Below are 20349 nucleotides of genomic sequence, written 5' to 3'. Positions count from 1 at the left end.
CTCAAGATTTGACTCTTGAGGGTGTTTCTATGCTTTCTTAAGCAATAAATACATAAAGTAAGGAGCACCAATTAAAGCGACAACAATACCTGCTGGGATGCCGTTAGGTTCCACGATGTTTCGTCCGATTGTGTCAGCTAATAGTAATAGCCATCCGCCAATTAAAATGGCGATAGGCATGAAGATTTGATGCCTTGGACCTACTAAAGATTTTGCGATGTGAGGAGCCATCAGCCCGATAAAGCTAATTCCTCCTGTTACGGAAACAGCTGCAGCTGCAAGCGCAACGGCTGCAATTAATAAGTATCGGCGTTCTTTTTCAATTTCAATTCCAACGCCGATTGCGACTGGTTCGTTTAATGCTAGAATGTTTAATCGGTTTGCTTTATAGAAAACAAACGGAATGAATACGATTAACCATGGGAGCATTGCGAAAACGAAGATCCAGTCATCTCCCCAAATATTTCCGGCAATCCATTTTGAAATAAAGTCTACTTTCATACGATCTGCAGATGAAATAAGGACAATCATCATTCCAGATAGTGCAAATGCAAAACCGATACCGGTTAATGTTAATCGCACCGGCTGAAGTCCAGTTGATTTACTATATGAAAATACGTAAATTAGAACAGCTGTCAGAAACGCTCCGATAAATCCAACGACAGGTAGTAAGTAAAGAAATGAACCTACATCTATTGGAAAGTATAAGAAGAAAATAGCAACAGCAACACCGGCCCCAGAGTTGATACCGAGAATACCAGGTTCAGCTAAATCATTTCGGGTAATCCCTTGCAGAATAGCTCCTGATAAAGCGAGAGCCATACCAGCTAGTAATGTAATGATAATTCTAGGTAGTCTTAAAGAGTATAAAACAAACTCCTCTTTAAAAGTTCCTTGCCCCATTAATGTTGGGAGTAGTCGATCATAAGATAAAGATGCTGAACCGAGCCCCATTCCAACTACAATGGTTGTGATGGTTAGTATAAGTAAAGCGAGTAGGATAAGACGTTGTTTTCTTAGAATAGATGGTATCATGAGAACATTTTTCCTCCTTTACGTACAATGAATAGGAAGAATGGTAATCCTACAATTGCGACAATAGCGGCAACTGGTGTTTCGTACGGAGCGTTAATGGTACGTCCGATTGTATCTGCAAGTAGCATAAAGGAAGCGCCAGCAATTGCTGACATCGGTATAACAAATCGGTAATCTGGACCGACAATTGGGCGTACCATGTGAGGTACCATTAAACCGATAAATGCCATATTTCCGACAAGTGCTACAGATGCACCTGCAAGTAAGATGATAATGATAAATAGAATGGTTTTAATAACAATAATTTTTTGACCTAGTCCAATAGCCACTTCTTCACTGAAACTAAGAACTGTCAATTTTTTTGCTAGTAAGATAGCGATAAAGATACTAATTGAAATGACTGGAATAATAACTTTCAATTGGCTCCAAGTAGTTCCAATTACGCCTCCAGCAGTCCAAAGTGATACATCTTGTGAAATTTTGAAGTAGATGCCGACTCCTTCTGAAATTGCGAGTAGAAATGCTGAAACGGCAGCACCAGCTAATACAATTCGAAGAGGGGAGAGCCCGCCTTTTTTCACCATACCAATTCCAAATACCATAATTGCGCCAACAGCAGCACCGATAAAGCAAGCTAATGTTAAGTAAAGATAGCTGATGGAAGGGTTGAAAGCAAGTGTTAGTGCAAGCGCAGCATTTGCTCCACCAGATAGCCCTAATAATCCAGGATCTGCAAGTGGATTTCGTGTTAATCCTTGCATAATTGCTCCAGAAACAGCAAGTCCAGCTCCTACAAAAATAGCGGCAACTTCACGTGGCAAACGTATTTCTCGAATAATAGAGATTTTGTCTCCTTTAGCGGAGGAAGTGAGTGCTGACCATACATCTTTTATGGAAGTATCTGCAGCACCTAATACCATAGCCACCATAAAAATAAGAAAGAATGCAATTAAGCTTAAAATTAGTTTGTATGTAAAAGCTATAGAACGTGGATTGTCATGATCTTTTGTCATTCGTTTCACATCTTTTCTGTTCATAGAATAAAGGAAGAGGAATTCTTAAATTAAGAATTCCTCATGTTTGTATTATTTACCAAGAAAGCTTTTTTTGAAGAAGTCTAGTTGGAAATCTAATGTAAGTGGATCATTGAAATAGAATTCCATCATGTTTGCTTCATATACGCGATTATTTTTTACTGCTGGGATGTTTTTATATGATTCTGTCTCTTGGAATGAGTTATCAGTATCTTTGTTTTTACTTACGATTAAGTAATCACCAGCAAACTCAGGTAATACCTCAGTAGATAATGCGTAGTAACCTTCTTTTAATGCTTTTTCTTTTACTTTTTCAGGCATTTTTAATTTCATTTCTTGGTACAGAATTTCTGTTCCGCGGCCCCAGTTCTCGCCGTATACATAAAGCTGTTTGTTGAAGTTTTCTACAACAGAAACTGTAGCATCTTCACCGATTTTTGCTTTAATTTCTTTACCAGCGTCTTGTGCACGTTTCTTGAAGTCATTAACCCAAGTTTTTGCTTCTTTTTCTTTGTTTAATAACTTCCCGATTTCTAAATGCTGTGTTAAGTAATCAACTTTTCCGTAAGTGTATGTTACAGTAGGAGCGATTTTCTTTAACTTATCGACATTTTTAATATTTGATAAGCCAATGATTAAATCTGGATTTAGTTCAGCGATTTTTTCAACATTTTCATCTGATACTTCAGCAACATCTTTAAGTTTGCTATCAAAACGTGGGTTTTGTTTAGACCATGAATCTACCCCAACAAGATTTACACCTAATGACATTACGTTACCAGCGAATGATGATAAAACAACAACGCGTTTTGGATTTGCAGGAACTTCTACTTTACCATTTTCAGATTGGTATGTAATTGTTTCTGATTTACTATCTTTTGCATCATTCTTTTTGTCTGTAGAGCCATTGCTACAAGCGCTCATAACAAGAACGAAAAGAACCGTTAGTGAAATAAATAACTTTTTCATCGTCTTTCTCCTTTAACATAGATGATATGTGTATACAATCATTTGTTTAACTGCAATCTTTTTGAATGAGTAGTGGTAATGCAAAATGTTTATTAAAAATCTTGAATATGAGATTTCACAATATAGTATTAGCCATATTAATGAAAGAAGATATAATCTCAAATTTGCTAATTATTAACAAAATGATAATGATTATCACTATTGATTCTCTAAATAATATAATTTTATATAGGTGTATTGTCAATAGTAATTTTGATTGTAAATTTTGCAGAAACAGGTTATATTTTATTGAGAATGATAATCAATGATTAGTAGCTGAGGAGTGAGCACGAATGAATCGAGAAGAATTGTTTGATGTAACTGTGATAGGCGGAGGACCTGCAGGGCTTTATTCAGCTTTTTATAGTGGACTCAGAGAGATGAAAACGAAAATAATAGAATTTCAACCACAGCTAGGTGGAAAAATACATGTTTATCCAGAGAAAATGATTTGGGATATTGGGGGATTATTACCGGTTACGGGTGAAAAATTAATTGAGCAACTTGTACAACAAGGTTTAACATTTCAGCCGGAAGTTGTATTAAATACAAAAGTAGAATCGATTATTCGTAATAAAGATGGTACTTTTACATTAAAAACAAGCACTGGAGAAGAACACTTTTCAAAAACAGTTATTGTGGCAACTGGAAGTGGCATATTGAAACCACAAAAGTTATCAATTGAAGGTGCTGAGCGATTTGAAGTATCGAATTTAAATTATACAGTGAAATCTTTAAAGCGTTTCAAAGATAAAACGATCATTATTTCCGGTGGAGGAAATTCTGCCGTTGATTGGGCAAATGAATTAGAACCAATCGCGAAAAAAGTGTACGTAACGTATAGAAAAGAAGAATTATCTGGTCATGAAGCACAAGTGAAGCAACTGCTGAACAGCTCAGTTGAGTGTTTCTTTCATACATCGATTACAAAATTAATTGCTGGTGATAGTCATGAAGCGATTGAATATGTAGAATTAACGAATCATGAGACAGGTGAAGTTTCTCATTTACCTATTGATGAAGTTATTATTAATCATGGATATGAACGTGACATTACATTATTAGAAAATAGTGAGTTAGACGTTGCGATTATAGATAATTATTATATTGCAGGGAATGCAAATAGTGAGTCTTCAGTAGATGGATTATATGCTGCTGGGGATATTTTAAAGCATGAAGGAAAATTACACTTAATTGCGGGAGCATTCCAAGATGCTGGAAATGCTGTGAATAAAGCGAAACAATTTATTCAGCCAGATGCAAGTGAGTATGGAATGGTTTCTTCGCATAATGAAGTATTTAAGAAGAGAAATCGAGAATTGATTAAGCAGATGATGAAATAATAAAGGAACAAGTATACCCCCATTTACTTCTCTATTCGAATGACGAGAGAGGTAAATGGGGGTTTTCCTGTTTACTATATTTTCAATCATTATAATGACACCGGTTTCATCAGTTCATGTGACATGAACATTTTATTTGTGAATCTTCCTAGAAAATAATGAATCTATGTTTTGCTGACGCAGAACAGTATTACATTATGCTGTTCCTTTAGCTCGTTCGTTAGGAAATGGCATATTTAATATAGAAGCAATGTACTGTTTTCCATGCATTCGAGCTAATGATTCTAATATTTGGCGAACACGTTTTGTAAGATGACCTTGTTTTTTTATTTCCTCACAATATGCGTCATAGAAAACGTATTTAGCCCAAAGGAAATCATCTTGTTGGAATAAGAAATGATTTTTGTACCATTCCCCAATTGTATGGTAACAATTGTTTTCCTGTATTGCTGTGCTTTGAGAAAGAATACGATCAGATAAAGATGCTGTTAAATGAGAAATTGTGTTTTCTGTTTCAATTTGTAATGTTTTTTCTAACATTGTAATGATGTGACGAGTAGCCATATGTTAACTCTCCTTTGTGTAAATGGGTAATACCATTCTATATTTAAAAAATTCTTACTATATACTATTATACAATATATGGAATGCATCTACCTGCTTTTTAAGTTGCATTTACAAAATCTTTTTTATTTGTTTACAAAAATAAAGTAAGATACAGTATATAGGAAAAAATAATAAAGGAATGAACGAGTTGTATATAACAGTAGAAGAAGCTGCGGAGTATTTGAATTTACCAAAGTCGTATATTGAAGAGTTAATTCAGCAAAAGAAAATTCGTGCACTATTTGATGGAGAGCAATATTTATTAAATAAAGAACAATTCAATACACATTTAGAACAAATGGAGAAATATAAGCAATTAGTGGAAGAAATATTGAACGAACCAATTCCAGAAGATATGGATGTTAAAGACGAAGATTAAACGATGGGAAATCCCGTATGAAGATAGGCAGAAATGTATCTTCATACGGGATTTTTTTGTTTAAAGATATCAAAAGCCTAAGGAGCGCTTAGTGTTTCTTCGAAGTTTGATAGGTAGTAGTCTACCATGTTAAAAGCATATTTTTTTCTAGCTAGGACAAACATAGAGAACGTAACCTGTACAGATACATATACTATCAGTGCAAAAGCTTATAAATTAATGGAAGGGGTTTTCTCGTGAGTTTATTTCATTGTAATTTTCTGAAAGACTTAATTGGATCTTTTGTGAGAGTAAACAGAGGTGGTCCAGAGGCCCAAAAAGGGACAATAGTCGCAGTATGCTCGGATTACTTTGTATTAAGGAATGAAAAAGGAGAGCTCTATTACTATCAGATTCGTCATCTGAAAAGTGTTACAAAAAATGTGAAAGATTGTAAAGCAGATGATTGTGAATGGTTGGAATGTGAGTGTGAAGATGACTTTGAAAAGCTGCTTCAAAGCTTCAAATATCGCTGGGTGAAAATTAATCGTGGTGGCCCAGAGAAAGTTGAAGGTATTTTACAAGATGTTTCTTGTGAATTTGTGACATTAATTGTAAAAGAAGAAGTTATATTAGTTGCAATATCCCATATTAAGAGTGTCACAGTAGAGTGCGGAGAGGACGAAGAAAGTAATAGTGAAAGCGATAATTCAGGCCGAGCTCGTGCACAAAGACAATCAAGTAGAGGGAGATAATAAGAAAGGGGGATACGAAATTGGAGAATGTATTATGCTGTGAGCAAATTAAATGCTTGGTCGGCGAGACTGTAAAAGTAAATCTTCGTGGACCAGAGAGTCGAGTAGGGGTACTTGTATCGTTAGGGAGAGATTACCTTACATTACAACTTCCTCTTGGTGAATTAGTATATTATCAATTGAAACATGTGAAGAGTCTAGTTAAGAAAGTGAAAGAAAGTAAATGTGACGATGGCTATGTTTCATGTTTCTACTCTGATGATGATACTTTTGTTGATGTATTGTGTGACTTGACGTATAAGTGGGTAAAGATTAATCGTGGTGGTCCAGAGTGTGTGGAAGGTTTATTAAGTGAAGTTCATGAAGAATATATTACACTAGTAAACTGTGATGAAGTTATTTATATCATTAATTATCATATTAAGAGTGTGAGTCAAGTAGTTAAATATAAAAAGAATGAAGATGAATAATGTTTAATAAATAAGAGGGGCATTATGAGGGAAAGAGAAGAACAATTTCTTATTTCGATAGTATGAAAAGGAATTACTTACTATTAAAACAGAACTTTGCCCTGATTATTTTTTTAGAAATGAAAGACAGGAAAGAGGAAATTCATAGGAAGGAGGATATAGATGAATGAGTTAAACAAAAGGATTGGGGAAAATATATATGTTAAATTAATCGGTGAAAAAAGATTTAAAGGTGTATTAATAGATGTAGGAAATGATATCGTTGTTCTTTACAATGGACAAGACTACGTATATATATCTTTATACCATGTACAATATTATAAATTTTTACGACCACATGATGAAGAAATCTCAAAACCAGATGCAGATTCTGTAATTAAGAGAGAATCTCCTTCTATTTCTTTGAGGAAAGTATTAAGTACCTCTAAAGGGATTTTCACAGAAATTTATGTAGCTGGAAATGCTCCAATACATGGATATGTTACAAGTGTAATGAACGATTATATTGTTTTTTATAGTCCAGTTTATAAAACAGTATATATATCTTTAAAGCATTTGAAATGGTTAATTCCGTATAAAGAAAATCAAGTGCCTTATGCCCTCAATAAAAATGAACTCCCTGTGAATCCGTTAAATATTACGTTAGCTCGAACGTTTGAAGAACAACTTATTAAAATGTCTGGCAAAATCATGGTGTTCGATTTAGGTGAGGAATCTAATAAGATCGGAAAGATGGCGAAGATTGATGAAGGGCATATTGAAATATTAAAAGCGCGTGATGCGAAAATGTATGTAAATATTCAACATGTAAAATCTGTCCATTGTCCGTAGACTAGTTGAAAGGGCTGGCTTTTTCTTTTATATGCAGAAGAAAAGGTCGAGCCTATTTGTTTAGTACAATTTGAATATGAGGGAAAAAATGAATTGAATATAAATATGTTTGTATGACCGTTGAAAAGGAAACCTTGTGCTAAATTATAAAAAATATGTACGAGCTATCTTTTGGTGTATTCAATTTATTTTTTTGAGGGAGAACTGCTTAACTAATATATTAAAGGGGTTTTGTTGGTGGAGCAGTTTTCAAATTCGTTATCGATTACATTACTTGGTAGTGCTGGTGGAGCAGCAAAAGCAGTTTTAGCGATTTTAAATCAAGCGATAGTAAATGAAAAAGACCCGATTTATGAAGTGATAAAGAATGTTACATTTCATTTGGTTGATATAAAACAAAAAGATAGGACGTATTATGACGAGTTGTTTCCAAATTTGAAAGATCAATTGTTTTTATCCGAAATAGACCTACAAGATGTAGTGACATTTAAAAAGCATTTAAAAGAAAGTAGTACGAGTGTTGTTATTGATGTTTCGGGGGCAGATACAATCAGGGTATTAAGCTGTTGTAATGAACTTGGAATTTGTTATATTAATTCAGCTTTGGAAAATGAGGCAGTAGATCAGGACGATAGTTTAATCGGCTTTCAACTTACGGAAAGATATACGCGGTTTGAGAAGGAAAAAGAGAAATTTACAAATACAAAAGCAATTATAGGCTCAGGTATGAACCCAGGTGTTGTTCAATGGATGGTTGTTGAACTTATGAAGGAACGTCCAAATGAAAAGCCAAAAGCATGCTATATAGTAGAACATGATACGTCATTTTTAAATGATACAGCACTTATAAAGCCTCATACACTTTATGCTTCATGGGCAGTCGAGCGATTTCTAGATGAAGCAATATGGAGTTATCCGATGTATATGAGTCATCATCGTCCTCTTTATTTTTATGAAGATGTATATGCTTCAGAGTATAAAGTAAAGTTGGGAGAGAAAGAGTTTTATGGTTGTTTAATGCCACATGAGGAAGTTTTAATTTTAGGGAAAAACTTTAACATGGAAGTTGGGTTTCTTTACCGAATTAACGAGTATACAACAAATATAATTAGACAGAACTTAGATAAGGTAGAAGATCTATGGAACTGGAATCGTAAAGTATTTAATCCAGCCGAAGAAGAGATTGCGGGCGAGGATCTAGTAGGTGTATTACTCGTTTATGAAAATAGCGAGACATATATGTATAACGTGATGAATAGCAGTCAAGTTTTTCATAAATATAAAACAAATGCGACATACTTCCAAGTAGGATGTGGAATTTATGCTGGCTTGTGTAGTTTACTGTTCGATAACTTTAAACAAGGTGCCTATTATGTAGAGGAATTATTATTAAATACAGAAAGTAAGTACGGAGAATATTTGAATTTATATATGAAGGATTTTGTAGTGGGGGAAAATGATTTTACGGATGGATTGCTACATGATCGGGTAAGATGGATATAAGTTGTGACGAAAAGGAAGGGGAAATCTCCTTCCTTTTTGCGTTATAAGGTTACATATTGTCCGGAACGTAATTTCCTTATCATTTAATGAGATAATATGTAGAGTTTTTGTATTGATTATGGGGAGTATTTATATGAACAAATTTTTAAAAAATAACGGATTTGTTAGGGAAACCAAAGTCAACAAATTATGAATGGTGTGTAATATAGGAGAAATCCTTTTATATGTTGTGCAGTTAATGGAAAGTTATGCAGCGCAATATAGAAGGAAGCTTTACTTGAAATTATTGAGGAGTATCAAGGGAGTATTGCGATTTAAAGTAGCGTAGAAATAGGAACGGGAGTGGAGATTTTTTTACCGACAGCATAATGTGCTAGAAGAAAATATTTTTCAGAAAAGTGTTCTTGTTGTGTAAATATAAACATTTTATAAAATGTTTCAAGAAGGGTTTTTTTTATAAAATACTTCGTTTATAATGGAGGAAAATATCGACATGAGATTTGTTATTCATGTAACGGTTCGGTAGTGTTAGGAAAAGAAGGGGTGCACGCGCATCCTTTTTTCTATGCAGATATGATGAAAGAGGTGGTATGATGGAATTAACATTAAATTCGACTGTATGTTTACACACGATTCAATTTCGAAAAGAGCAAAAGAATTATATTGTAAAAGATACAATTACAGGAGAAAAATATGAAATGCCGCCACTTTGGATTGATGCATTGGCAATGATGCGTGACGGTTTTTTATTGGGGGAAATTGAGGAGAAATTAAAAGAAGAGTATCCAGACGAAGAAATAAATATGTTAGCATTTACGAGGCAACTGTTAGAGCTAGAGCTTGTCGGAATGGTAGATGGGGAAGAAATAGCTTGTACAAAGAAGAAAGAGAAAGATTATTTAGCTTGGTTCCGTCCTCGTGTTGAGCAATTCTTTCTTAGTTTAAATAAAAAAAATAGAAGCAAAGGTCAATGATGATCTTTGCTTTTTTGTATAGTTTGTTTAAAAAATTACAGCGAATGCCCTTGCGAAAGCACCGTCACTATCTTTAATTTTTAAAGGTGCTGCTGAGAAAAAGAAACGTTTCGCATTAATGGCATCTAAGTTTGTTAAGTTTTCAATTAAATAAATATTATTCCCAAGTAGTATGTGATGAATCGGTGATGTTTCTGTCGTTACCTCGTCAGGAGAAATGAAATCTAAACCGACAGATTTTACTTTTAATTGAACTAATTCTTCAGCTAATTCTTCGGAAAGATAAAAGGCTTCTTGTTCATACGCTTCTGTATTCCATTTATTAGATAGGTTGGAATGGAAAATGACAATATCTCCTTCTTTTATGTCAGCGTTGTGTAATACTTCTTTAGGTAATTTTCGTTCTTGTACATGAGTTACATCAATGAGAACAGCTTCACCTACAAATTGATTTAGGGGTAATTGATCAATAGTCGTTGCGCCTGAAATGAAATGCGCAGGGGCATCGCAATGCGTACCAACATGAACGACAGAATGAAAATCTGTAACTTGATAACCTGTCTCTTCGACGCTTGTAATGGCTTCTAAATTGATTTTTGGTGTTCCAGGAAATTGAGACATATTGTTTTCAAATGTTTGGGATAGGTCAATTACTTTCACTTTAAATACCTCCAATATATGTTTTGAAATATAAAAAAACTCATCTTTCATAATCAAGAAAGATGAGTTTTACACACAATAGTTACGTTTTATCTTTCAAAATGCAATGCATTTTGCAGGAATTAGCACCTATTCAGTTTGTATAAACTGAGGTTGCTGGGCTTCAAAGGGCCGGTCCCTCTGCCTCTCTTGATAAAGATATATTAAGTTTTTTAAATTCTGAATATTAACTGTATTTAAATTGTAATTCATTTCCTTTTTTTGTGCAATATCAAATAGGTATTCACCCAAATAAAGCTACTCGCATATTGTAGCTTATGTAAATAGAATGCTGCGAAGGAGTGAGTGCAGTGACAGGGAATGTATTGAATTATTATGCTGGTGGAAATACAGCTAGAGGATTTCATAATTTATACGAAGAGAATTTAAAAGGACTAGACAGATTATTTATTTTAAAGGGTGGACCTGGAACGGGGAAATCTTCTTTAATTAAGGCAATAGGTCGTGAATGGGTTGAAAAAGGATATGATATTGAATTTTTACACTGTTCTTCTGATAACAAATCGGTTGATGGTGTCATTATCCCGAAGTTAAAAGTAGGAATTGTTGATGGAACATCACCGCATGTGATTGAGCCGAAAATGCCAGGAGTTGTCGAGGAGTATATCAACTTGGGTGTTGCTTGGGATTCAGATAAATTAAGAAAGCAGAAGGTGGAAATTGAACGATTTGTTTCAGAAGCAAGCAAAGCTTTTCAAGCTGCTTACGCTTGTTTTAATGAGGCGCTGATTATACATGATGAGTGGGAGAAAATATATATTAGTAATATTGATTTTAATAAAGCGAATGAACTAACCGATCAGCTAATTCAGAAGTTATTTACAGATAAAAGCGGGAAACAATCGCTTGTGAAACATCGCTTTTTAGGAGCAGCTACACCGAAAGGAGCAGTTGATTTTGTTCCTAACTTAACAGAAGGATTACCACATCGTTATTTTATAAAAGGACGCCCAGGTTCTGGGAAATCAACAATGCTCAAGAAATTAGCTAAGGAAGCAGAAGAAAAAGGATTTGAAGTTGAAGTATATCATTGTGGGTTCGATCCAAATAGTCTTGATATGGTTATCGTAAGAGAATTAGGGTTTGCGATTTTCGATAGCACCGCACCACATGAATATTTTCCAAGCCGTGAAGGTGATGAAATTATAGATATGTATGCTCTTATTGTGACACCAGGGACGGATGAGAAGTATGCGGAGGAAATTCGTGACGTCTCCATTCGATATAAAGCAAAAATGAATGAGGCGATGTCTTTCTTAGCGAAAGCGAAATCAGTTCGTGATAAATTAGAACGAATTTATATTGCTGCTATGGATTTTTCAAAAGTAGATGCATATAAAGAGGAGATTCAAAAAGAGTTTGAACGAATTGCGGTTAGTGTAACTGAAAAGAGCAAGTAAAAAATAAAGAATTTTGACAGGCTGTCGGGAATTTTCTGACAGCTATTTTAGTATGTAGTAAACTTAGTAATATATTTGTCGAATTTCCAAGGAAATAATCAAAAAATGGAGAGGGTATGAAATGAGAGAGAAAATTAAGTTGGAGTTAGAACGAATTGAGAAAGAAAATGATGTGAAAATTTTATTCGCTGTGGAGTCAGGGAGTCGTGCATGGGGATTTCCTTCGAAAGATAGTGATTATGATGTTAGATTCGTTTATATGCATCCGGTAGAATGGTATTTATCAATTCATGATAAACGAGATGTAATTGAGTATCCGATTAGTGATGATTTAGATATAAGTGGATGGGATATAAAAAAAGCGTTACAACTATTTGCAAAGTCAAACCCAGCTTTACTCGAATGGATTCGATCACCGATTTTTTATTCGAAAAACTCTAATTTTCCAGAACAGCTTCAGCAAATGAGTGAAAAGAATTTTGATCCAAAAGCAACGATATATCATTATTTACATATGGCTTCAAAAAATTATCGTGAATTTTTGCAAGGTGAGAATGTAAAGTTGAAAAAGTACTTTTATGTATTGCGTCCTATTTTAGCTTGTAAGTGGCTAGAGGAGAAAACAACTTTGCCTCCTGTAGAGTTCAATCGATTAATTACAGAATTATCATTAGAACGTAGCGTATTAGATGAAATTAAACAGTTGTTAATAAAGAAAAAGGCAGGTACTGAATTAGATGTTGGATTAAAAATTGAGGTGTTGAATCAATTTTTAGAAGAACAAATTCATTACTATCAGCAATATGTAAAAGGAATTGAAAAGGGATCAGGGATCGATATTGAAATTTTAAATACACTATTTCGGGACATGTTGTTTGCGGTATATGAAAAAGAGCACAAGTAAGTTTGTGCTCTTTTATTTTGTAGGAATAAAGAAAACAGATATAGCCGCGAGAAGACCTGCAAATGAGAATAAGTAAAAATTCCATACTAAGTCATATTGCATTGTCATAATAATACCGACAAGAATAGGACCAGCAATCGCACCAACTCGGCCAAGTCCAAGTCCCCAGCCTAAGGAAGTAGCTCGGATATGTGATGGGAAGTATTGTGTTACATATGCATTTAATATTTGAGTAATACCGACTGATCCAATTCCAGCAAGACCAATTAAAAGATAAATGATTGTAACAGATGGTTTAATTGTTAATAGTCCAATACATATAGCTGCCATAAGATAGGAGATGCTAATAACAATTTTAGCTCCTATACGATCCGCGATTGCTCCAGCAAATAATGCACCGATAGCGGCAGTAATATTTAGCATAAGTAGAAATGATAAACTAGATCCAAGAGGGTATCCTGCCTGTCGCATCATCTGAGGTAACCAAGTATTTAAACCGTATATTAAAAACATACCCATTATATAAGTAATCCAAAAAAGCAGCGTTGCTTTTCTGTATTCTTTTGAGAATAAAGTAAGAAATCCATTTCTCTTTCGCATATTAGATGAGGGTTGATGAGTTTCATCTTTCACATAGAATTCAATTTGAAAACGATTAAGGATTTGGTCAACTTCTTTTTGGCGATTACGTGATAATAAAAATTGAATGGATTCAGGTAAATAACGAATAATGAAAGGAATAAGGAGTAGTGGAATCATTCCGATGCCAAACATAGCTCTCCATCCGAAACCTTCTAACATAAACATAGATAAAATAGCGCCTAACACGATCCCTAAAGGATAGCCAGTAAACATAAGAGCATAAATAAAAGATTGTCGCTTTTTTGGTGAATATTCAACAGTAAGTGCTGAAGCTGTTGGAATAACACCACCTAATCCGATTCCTCCGATAAACCGAGATAAACCAAATAATTCGGGAGAAGGAGCAAGTGCGGCTAGGCCCATTGTGATAGAAAAAAGTGCTAAACAGCATATAAGGGTCCATTTCCGTCCAATTAGATCTGTAATGGTTCCAACTAGAATAGCGCCAATAAACATCCCGAATAAAGCATAACTGGCAATTGTACCAGCATGTGCTGGTGAAAGTGCCCAGCTCTTATCTTCTAGGAGCTTTGGCAGAACGGCACCATAAATACCTAAATCATATCCATCAGCTAGAATGGCTAACCAGCAAATAAAAACAACAAGTTTTGTAATAGAGCTTGAAAAGATAGTTTCTGTAGATTCTAGATGAGGTGGAGCTGAAGGTTGCATAGTATTCACCTCTTTTATTTGTAGATGAATATATTATTTTATTTTATGTTAATATTTTCCTCCCTGTGTCGAAATTTATCCCGCTTTAATGGGCAGTAAGACCCCCACCTCAAAATTCAGCGAAAGCAAAGAAGTTAGGTGGGGGTCGGGCTGCCCATTAAAGCCCGATTGGTGAGGGCTGATTAAAGTTTCACTTTATCTGAAAAGGTTTTATAACAAATAAAGAAGCTCAACAGTCATTCTGTTGAACTTCTTTATTTGTTTACTCATTATCAACTCGTTTTAACGGTTGATCTGCCGGACCTTCAATAACATCTCCCTCAATTGAAAAGCGGGAACCGTGACAAGGACAATCCCAAGTACAATCACCATTATTCCATTCAACTTCGCAGCCGAGATGTGTACAAGTTGTATCGACAATATGTAATTTTCCTTCTTTGTCTTTATAAGCACCTGCCCGTTTCCCGTTAACATGTACGACAGATCCTTCGCCAACTTCGAGATCTTCTGGCTTACGTAATGCGGTTTCAATCTTTCCTTCAATTAAATGTTTCGCAACATCAATGTTTTGGGAGATGAACGTTTTTATATCTGGATTTGCATGGAAGCGTGAGGGGGCATACAGTTCTTTATATGGACTGTCTACTTTTAGAATGGAATCTTTCAGTAAATGAGCGGCAGCAGTTCCAGTTGTCATTCCCCATTTACGATATCCAGTTGCAACAAATATGTTTGGATTGCTCTCGTTAATATGTCCAATATAAGGGAGCTTATCTAGCGTGATTAAATCTTGTGCTGACCATCTATAAGGAACTTCATCTATTCCAAACGTTGTTTCCGCAAAAGAATAAAGTGCTTCGTAATGAAGCATCGTGTTTATTCCTTGTCCTGTTTTATGACTTTCTCCTCCAATTAAAATTAATTTTTCACCATTGTTTGTTGTGTAGCGTAAGGAGCGTTTTGGATCATCAATACTCAAATACATGCCACCTGGATAATCTGTTTTTGCTTTAATAGCAAGAGCATAAGAGCGTTCTGCGTACATTCGCGTAAAGAAAAAGCTATTTGCATCATAAAAAGGAAAATGTGAACAAGAGACAACATATTCACAAGTGATGCGATGTCCGCCCTTTGTAATGACTTGTGGATAATCCCCCTTTTCCACATCAATAGCTGTTGTTTGTTCATAAACTTTGCCGCCCATCTCCACAAACTTTTCTAAAAGTATTTTCAAATAAAGAAGGGGATGAAATTGTGCTTGGTTTTTCATGACAAGTGCAGATTGTACTGGAATTGGAATCGATAGAGATTGTACATAGTCACAAGGTATATTTAATTTTTGGTAGGCTTCATATTCTTTCGATAAATTTCTTAATCCCTTATCAGTAGTTGTATATAAATATGAATCTTCATTTGAGAAATTACAGTCGATTTTATATGTTTGCACAGTTTCATTAATAAATTGTAGAGCATGATTATTTGATTCATAGTAAAGCCCGGCCTTTTCGATACCGAAATGATTTATTAATTCATCATAAATAAGATCATGTTGTGCAGTTACCTTTGCTGTTGTATGCCCAGTAGTCCCGTTTAAAATAAGACCAGAATCAATTAACACAACATCGATGCCTTCTTTTGCAAGTAAATAGGCAGTAGTAATACCTGTTATACCAGCACCGATAATAGCAACTTTTGTCTTTATATTTTCAGATAAAGGGGGAAAAGCAGGTATTTGAGTAGATTCAATCCAATAAGATGATGGGAATTGTGGAAATATATCGCTTGTCATTAAGGAAACCTCCTGATTTAGAACAATTTTCCTTTTAATATTTCCATATGATATGAAATTCATGTGTGCTGTTTTAGGGGGAGGCTATTTTTATTTAAAAGAAAGATAAAATTATCTTAATATAATTATTAGGCGTTATCGGTATGAAGAGGTAGGAGTTGTGTAAAGCTAGATTTAGATGAGTATATTTGTTGTTTACATAGAGAGTTCTTGAATAAGATAGAGTCTATAGCATGGCAAAATACGTATATGCATAATGAATGAAACCTTATAAAATCTATGTTTTTTCTTTAGTGAAATAAAGTATAATTATAAAAATATAACCAACTTTTATTACTAGGTCATAAAAGTTGTTGACAATGTGGAAATTCTATTGATATGATTCATCATGTGGAAAGGTTGATAGAGAGTAAAAAGAGAAATGTTTTTCATTGATAATAAAAGCGAAAAATAAGTGACGATAGAGTGAGTATATTTTCCTTATAATAGATGCTTTTTAATCAACTAATAAAATCAATCTGGAAGCAAGAATTGATATATGTAAGTTGCGCAAGGCGCGGCATAAGAAAGGGGCAAAAGGATGAAGGAGCTTCATACGTTTGGGTGGTATGCAGCACGTGTATCACCACATTTGCCGAAAAAAGCATTTAAACCAGTTCCTACTCGTTTATTTGGCGGACTGGCTTATTTACTTGTGGCATTGGCGGGGTTAATATCGATTGGTGTATTCGAATTGAATGTGTGGGCTAATCTAGGAATTGCGATCGTTCTTGGATTATGTTTTGCTTCACTTGGGTTTTTAGGGCATGAAATTTTACATGGAACTGTTGTAAGAAAGGCATGGCTTCGTGATTTCTTAGGAGCAATTGCATTTATGCCATTATCAACAGGTCCTAAACTTTGGAGAAAGTGGCATAATGCAACGCATCACGTTCATACACAACATGAAGAGAATGATCCAGATGCATGGCCTACACTTGAGAAGCTTAAAAAGAGTAAGTTTTTGAGCTGGGTATATCGCATGCCTCTTCATGTACGTTCATTCTTTAGTTTTCTGTCACTAACCATTCAATTTACATTGCATTCGACTCGAATGTTCTTTCATTTTATAAAAGAGTTTAAGTCATCCAATCAAAAATCTGTATGGCTTCAACTTCTTTTGCCTTGGACTGTTTGGATTAGTTTATTGTTTATTATGGGACCTGGAAAATGGTTATTTGCATATGTGATTCCATTGTTAATTGCTAACTTTATTGTAATGGCATATATCGCAACAAATCATCGCTTAAACCCAATTGTTCCAGTAAATGATCCGTTAGCAAACTGTTTATCAGTAACAGTGCCGCGTTGGGTAGACGTTTTACATTTCAATTTCTCATATCATACAGAACACCATTTGTTCCCTGCTATGAGCTCTAAATACTACCCGTTAGTAAAAGAGAAAATTAAAGAAATGTGGCCGGAACGCTATCATGAGATGCCGATGACAAAAGCTTTGGCAGCGCTATGGAATACACCACGTGTGTATTATCAAGGAAGTGAATTAGTCGATCCGCATAGAGAGCATTTCTATGGCTCTTTAGGAAATGGGCTAGATCCTCATAATATTTCATATCGTGAGGAACATATAGAGGAAGAAGAGAGTATTAAAAAAGTAAATCAGTAAAAATTGATATATGTTGCAGTGAAAAAGCAAGCCATCTCAGGCTTGCTTTTTCTTATAAAGAGACTTCTTTTTTATTCTTTGTATTAACTTGAACGGAGTTTGTTTCTTTTCGCTGTAATCGTTTTTCTAAAAGATTAACAAAATAAGTAAATAGAAGAACAAGTACGAGGTAATATAAACCAACGATCATGTATGTATCTAATTGTTGGAAGTTACCTGCAGCAATGGATAAACCTGATCCCCATAATTCGGACAATCCTACGTAAGCAACGAGGGAAGAGTCCTTTAATCCAATAATAAACTGATTTCCTAAAGGAGGAATAGATTGACGAAATGCTTGCGGTAATACAATACGGCGCATCGCTAAAGGATATGGCATACCTAGAGAGCGAGCTGCTTCCATTTGTCCACGATCGACAGATTGGATAGAGCCTCGGAAAATTTCAGTAATATATGCACCGTTGTGGATTGCTAAAGCAATGGCTCCTGCCCAAAAAGGAGTGAAAACAACAACGGATGTAATCCCAAAATAGAGAATGGCGATTTGAACAATTAAAGGTGTACCACGAATAATGGCGATGTATACGTGAGCAATACTATTTAAAACTTTATTGTTAGAGATTCGAAAGAAAGCGAATAGTAATCCAATTAGTGAACCGAGTAATAGGGATGTTAGTGTTAATTGTAATGTGACAATAGTAGCTTTTAAGAGTGTGGGATAGGTAGACATAAAAATTTCAAACATGCGTTTCACCTCATATTGTATAGATTTTAGTAGAGAATGAAATGCCCCACATAAAGTGGGGCATGATTTAGGGAAACTTTGAATGGCTAAATTACTTCGTTTTTTCCTCTTCACCAAGAATATTACGCCCAAACCATTTTTTACTGATCTTTTCATACGTACCATCTTTAATAATTTCATCTAAAGCTTTATTTACTTTCTCGACCATTTCTTTATCATCTTTACGAATAGCAATTCCCATTTCATCAAGATTTAGTGGTTTTCCAGCTTCTTTTATATTTGATTTACCTTCTTTGATCATGCGTAAACCAACCATTTGATCTGTAATTACTGCGTCAATGCGTCCAGGCTCTAAGTCCATAAGTGCAGTAATATCGCTATCGTATTCTGTAATTTGATCTGTATGTTTTGCAACAAGGGCTTTAAAGGTACTAGCTTTTACAACACCAATTTTCTTACCTTTCAAATCTTCTGGAGAAGAGATTGATGTATTCTTTTTAGCTACAAAAATTTGGGCACCAGAACGATAATAAGGATTTGAGAAATTAACAGCTTTTAAGCGTTCTTCTGTAATTGCCATACTGCCCAGTATTACATCATACTTTTTCGCTTTGAGACCTTGGATTAGCGTTTCCCATGGATTTGTAATAGGAGTTGGTTTCATATTCATTTTTTTCGCAAGTGCCTCACCTATTTCCACATCAAACCCGGCAAGCTTTCCGTCATTTTCTTTATAGTTAAAAGGTTTATACAAGCCACTCATCGCATAACGAAATTCTTTTTCCCCATTTGAAGAAGTAGTAGCACTTTCCTTACTACAGGCTCCTAGTATAAAGGATGTACATAATGTAATACTCGCAACAATGGTTAATAGTTTTCTTTTCATAAAACCCCTCCTATATATTGATCATACGGATGGTTTTAAGTATGTTATTGAGATATTTTATTTAGATGATTAGTTGTGTACCGTATGAATGTATTTCTTTTCATTTGAAACAGAAGTTATAAAACGTTGCGTAAAAATTGTTTTGCTCGTTCATGTGATGGAGATGAAAAGAATTGTGCTGGCGGAGCGTCCTCTACAATCTTTCCATCATCCATAAAAATGACGCGATCAGCTACATCTCTTGCGAAATTCATTTCATGAGTAACAATAACCATGGTCATTCCTTCTTCAGCAAGTTCTTTCATAACTTGCAATACTTCTCCAACAAGTTCAGGGTCTAAGGCTGAGGTAGGTTCATCAAATAGCATAATTTTAGGATTCATAGCAAGAGCTCGTGCAATCGCAATACGCTGCTTTTGACCACCTGATAGGAGGTGGGGAGTTACATCTGCTTTATCTTGTAGGCCGACTTTTTGTAAAAGCTGATTTCCGATTTCCTTTGCATTTGCAGCTTCTAATTTTTTTACATGAATAGGTGCTTCTATGATGTTTTCTAGTGAGGTCATATGGGGAAAGAGGTTAAAGTGCTGAAAAACCATACCGACATTTTCACGGACTTTGTTTAAATTTGAATGCTTTGGATCAATTCGTTCACCTTGTAAGTGAATTTCACCTTCATCGTACATTTCTAAAAAGTTAAGACAGCGAAGTAATGTACTTTTACCGGAACCACTGGCACCAATTAAAACAACAACTTCTTTTTCTTGTACTTCTAAATCAATTCCTTTTAAAACATCAAGTGAGCCAAACGATTTTACTAGATTTCGAACCTGAATCATACAAAACCCCCAGTCAAAAATATATTTTACAAATGTTGCCCCTTATTTCTGTTATTAGTCATAAATTGTCAGAATCCTTTATTTTTTTCGGGTGATTTGATATTCAAGGGAATAATGATTTTTAAAATCCCTATATCTTTCTATAACGAAAATATGGATAATAATATAT

The 20349-nt window shown here is 34.7% G+C and carries 20 protein-coding genes, 1 pseudogene and 1 riboswitch; of the genes and pseudogenes, 11 read left to right on the top strand and 10 right to left on the bottom strand.

Features of this window, described 5'->3' with window-relative positions:
• Window positions 1-27 precede the first annotated feature (27 nt).
• The 3 genes from AC2CGR_RS24520 to AC2CGR_RS24510 are packed head-to-tail and all read right to left on the bottom strand — an operon-like array spanning window position 28 to window position 3038.
• Complete coding sequence (locus tag AC2CGR_RS24520; RefSeq protein ID WP_087964080.1) at window positions 28-1035, bottom strand: FecCD family ABC transporter permease; 1008 nt, start codon at window positions 1033-1035, stop codon at window positions 28-30.
• A complete protein-coding gene (locus tag AC2CGR_RS24515) occupies window positions 1032-2072 on the bottom strand; it encodes a FecCD family ABC transporter permease (RefSeq protein WP_131101305.1) in 1041 nt (346 codons plus the stop codon). The genes AC2CGR_RS24520 and AC2CGR_RS24515 overlap by 4 nt, the downstream gene beginning before the upstream one ends.
• A 48-nt stretch (window positions 2073-2120) precedes the next feature.
• Complete coding sequence (locus AC2CGR_RS24510) at window positions 2121-3038, bottom strand: iron-hydroxamate ABC transporter substrate-binding protein (protein ID WP_484481310.1); 918 nt, start codon at window positions 3036-3038, stop codon at window positions 2121-2123.
• Window positions 3039-3370: 332 nt separating this feature from the next.
• On the opposite strand from AC2CGR_RS24510, the gene AC2CGR_RS24505 reads away from it, so the two are divergent.
• The gene (locus AC2CGR_RS24505) at window positions 3371-4420 is read left to right on the top strand and encodes an NAD(P)/FAD-dependent oxidoreductase (protein WP_087964083.1); all 1050 of its coding nucleotides are present in this window, start codon (window positions 3371-3373) and stop codon (window positions 4418-4420) included.
• 195 nt (window positions 4421-4615) lie between these two features.
• Here the strand turns inward: AC2CGR_RS24505 and AC2CGR_RS24500 are convergent, their stop codons facing one another.
• Window positions 4616-4984 carry a hypothetical protein gene (locus AC2CGR_RS24500; protein WP_087964084.1) on the bottom strand — a complete coding sequence of 123 codons (369 nt, stop codon included), beginning with the start codon at window positions 4982-4984 and terminating at the stop codon, window positions 4616-4618.
• A 181-nt stretch (window positions 4985-5165) separates the two neighbouring features.
• On the opposite strand from AC2CGR_RS24500, the gene AC2CGR_RS24495 reads away from it, so the two are divergent.
• From AC2CGR_RS24495 to AC2CGR_RS24465, 7 genes and pseudogenes are all read left to right on the top strand, one after another.
• A complete protein-coding gene (locus AC2CGR_RS24495; protein WP_001004507.1) occupies window positions 5166-5405 on the top strand; it encodes a helix-turn-helix domain-containing protein in 240 nt (79 codons plus the stop codon).
• 236 nt (window positions 5406-5641) lie between these two features.
• Window positions 5642-6139: a spore coat protein gene (locus AC2CGR_RS24490; RefSeq protein WP_484481309.1), complete on the top strand. Its 498-nt coding sequence runs from the start codon at window positions 5642-5644 to the stop codon at window positions 6137-6139.
• Between the two features lie 20 nt (window positions 6140-6159).
• Window positions 6160-6609, top strand: a complete 450-nt coding sequence (locus AC2CGR_RS24485; RefSeq protein WP_484481308.1) for a spore coat protein — start codon at window positions 6160-6162, stop codon at window positions 6607-6609.
• A 162-nt stretch (window positions 6610-6771) separates the two neighbouring features.
• Entirely contained in the window at window positions 6772-7440 is a 669-nt protein-coding gene (locus AC2CGR_RS24480) for an LSm family protein (protein WP_060629358.1), read from the top strand.
• A 237-nt stretch (window positions 7441-7677) separates the two neighbouring features.
• Window positions 7678-8943: an S-adenosylmethionine decarboxylase related protein gene (locus AC2CGR_RS24475; RefSeq protein ID WP_042515781.1), complete on the top strand. Its 1266-nt coding sequence runs from the start codon at window positions 7678-7680 to the stop codon at window positions 8941-8943.
• A 161-nt stretch (window positions 8944-9104) separates the two neighbouring features.
• Window positions 9105-9229 (top strand): annotated as a pseudogene (locus AC2CGR_RS24470) (ATP-binding protein); the annotation flags it as partial.
• Between the two features lie 307 nt (window positions 9230-9536).
• Window positions 9537-9917, top strand: coding sequence for a hypothetical protein (locus AC2CGR_RS24465; protein ID WP_087964086.1), 381 nt, complete (start codon window positions 9537-9539; stop codon window positions 9915-9917).
• A gap of 27 nt (window positions 9918-9944) precedes the next feature.
• On the opposite strand, the gene AC2CGR_RS24460 is transcribed toward AC2CGR_RS24465, so the two are convergent.
• Window positions 9945-10577, bottom strand: a complete 633-nt coding sequence (locus tag AC2CGR_RS24460) for a cyclase family protein (RefSeq protein WP_029437289.1) — start codon at window positions 10575-10577, stop codon at window positions 9945-9947.
• Between the two features lie 86 nt (window positions 10578-10663).
• A riboswitch (SAM riboswitch) is annotated at window positions 10664-10776 on the bottom strand.
• A 151-nt stretch (window positions 10777-10927) separates the two neighbouring features.
• On the opposite strand from AC2CGR_RS24460, the gene AC2CGR_RS24455 reads away from it, so the two are divergent.
• Complete coding sequence (locus AC2CGR_RS24455) at window positions 10928-12037, top strand: PRK06851 family protein (RefSeq protein WP_087964087.1); 1110 nt, start codon at window positions 10928-10930, stop codon at window positions 12035-12037.
• Window positions 12038-12158: 121 nt separating this feature from the next.
• A complete protein-coding gene (locus tag AC2CGR_RS24450; protein WP_087964088.1) occupies window positions 12159-12941 on the top strand; it encodes a nucleotidyltransferase domain-containing protein in 783 nt (260 codons plus the stop codon).
• A gap of 12 nt (window positions 12942-12953) precedes the next feature.
• Here AC2CGR_RS24450 and AC2CGR_RS24445 read toward each other — a convergent pair whose 3' ends face one another.
• Window positions 12954-14255 carry an MFS transporter gene (locus tag AC2CGR_RS24445; RefSeq protein WP_242229942.1) on the bottom strand — a complete coding sequence of 434 codons (1302 nt, stop codon included), beginning with the start codon at window positions 14253-14255 and terminating at the stop codon, window positions 12954-12956.
• Window positions 14256-14517: 262 nt separating this feature from the next.
• Window positions 14518-16044 carry an FAD-dependent oxidoreductase gene (locus tag AC2CGR_RS24440; RefSeq protein ID WP_270185548.1) on the bottom strand — a complete coding sequence of 509 codons (1527 nt, stop codon included), beginning with the start codon at window positions 16042-16044 and terminating at the stop codon, window positions 14518-14520.
• A gap of 580 nt (window positions 16045-16624) precedes the next feature.
• Here AC2CGR_RS24440 and desB point away from each other — a divergent pair.
• Window positions 16625-17710, top strand: coding sequence for a Delta(10) desaturase DesB (gene desB / locus AC2CGR_RS24435; RefSeq protein ID WP_000661225.1), 1086 nt, complete (start codon window positions 16625-16627; stop codon window positions 17708-17710).
• Between the two features lie 52 nt (window positions 17711-17762).
• Here desB and AC2CGR_RS24430 read toward each other — a convergent pair whose 3' ends face one another.
• From AC2CGR_RS24430 to AC2CGR_RS24420, 3 genes are all read right to left on the bottom strand, one after another.
• Window positions 17763-18455 carry an amino acid ABC transporter permease gene (locus AC2CGR_RS24430; protein ID WP_000461611.1) on the bottom strand — a complete coding sequence of 231 codons (693 nt, stop codon included), beginning with the start codon at window positions 18453-18455 and terminating at the stop codon, window positions 17763-17765.
• A gap of 91 nt (window positions 18456-18546) precedes the next feature.
• Window positions 18547-19341 (bottom strand): ABC transporter substrate-binding protein, encoded by a 795-nt coding sequence (locus AC2CGR_RS24425; RefSeq protein ID WP_000823731.1) that lies wholly within the window; start codon window positions 19339-19341, stop codon window positions 18547-18549.
• Window positions 19342-19457: 116 nt separating this feature from the next.
• Complete coding sequence (locus tag AC2CGR_RS24420) at window positions 19458-20180, bottom strand: amino acid ABC transporter ATP-binding protein (protein WP_000616945.1); 723 nt, start codon at window positions 20178-20180, stop codon at window positions 19458-19460.
• Window positions 20181-20349 lie beyond the last annotated feature (169 nt).

This window comes from Bacillus sp. LSHTCR4 (assembly GCF_057197025.1).
Note: the sequence above shows the minus strand (reverse complement) of the source record. Positions and strands in the feature narration are given on the sequence as shown.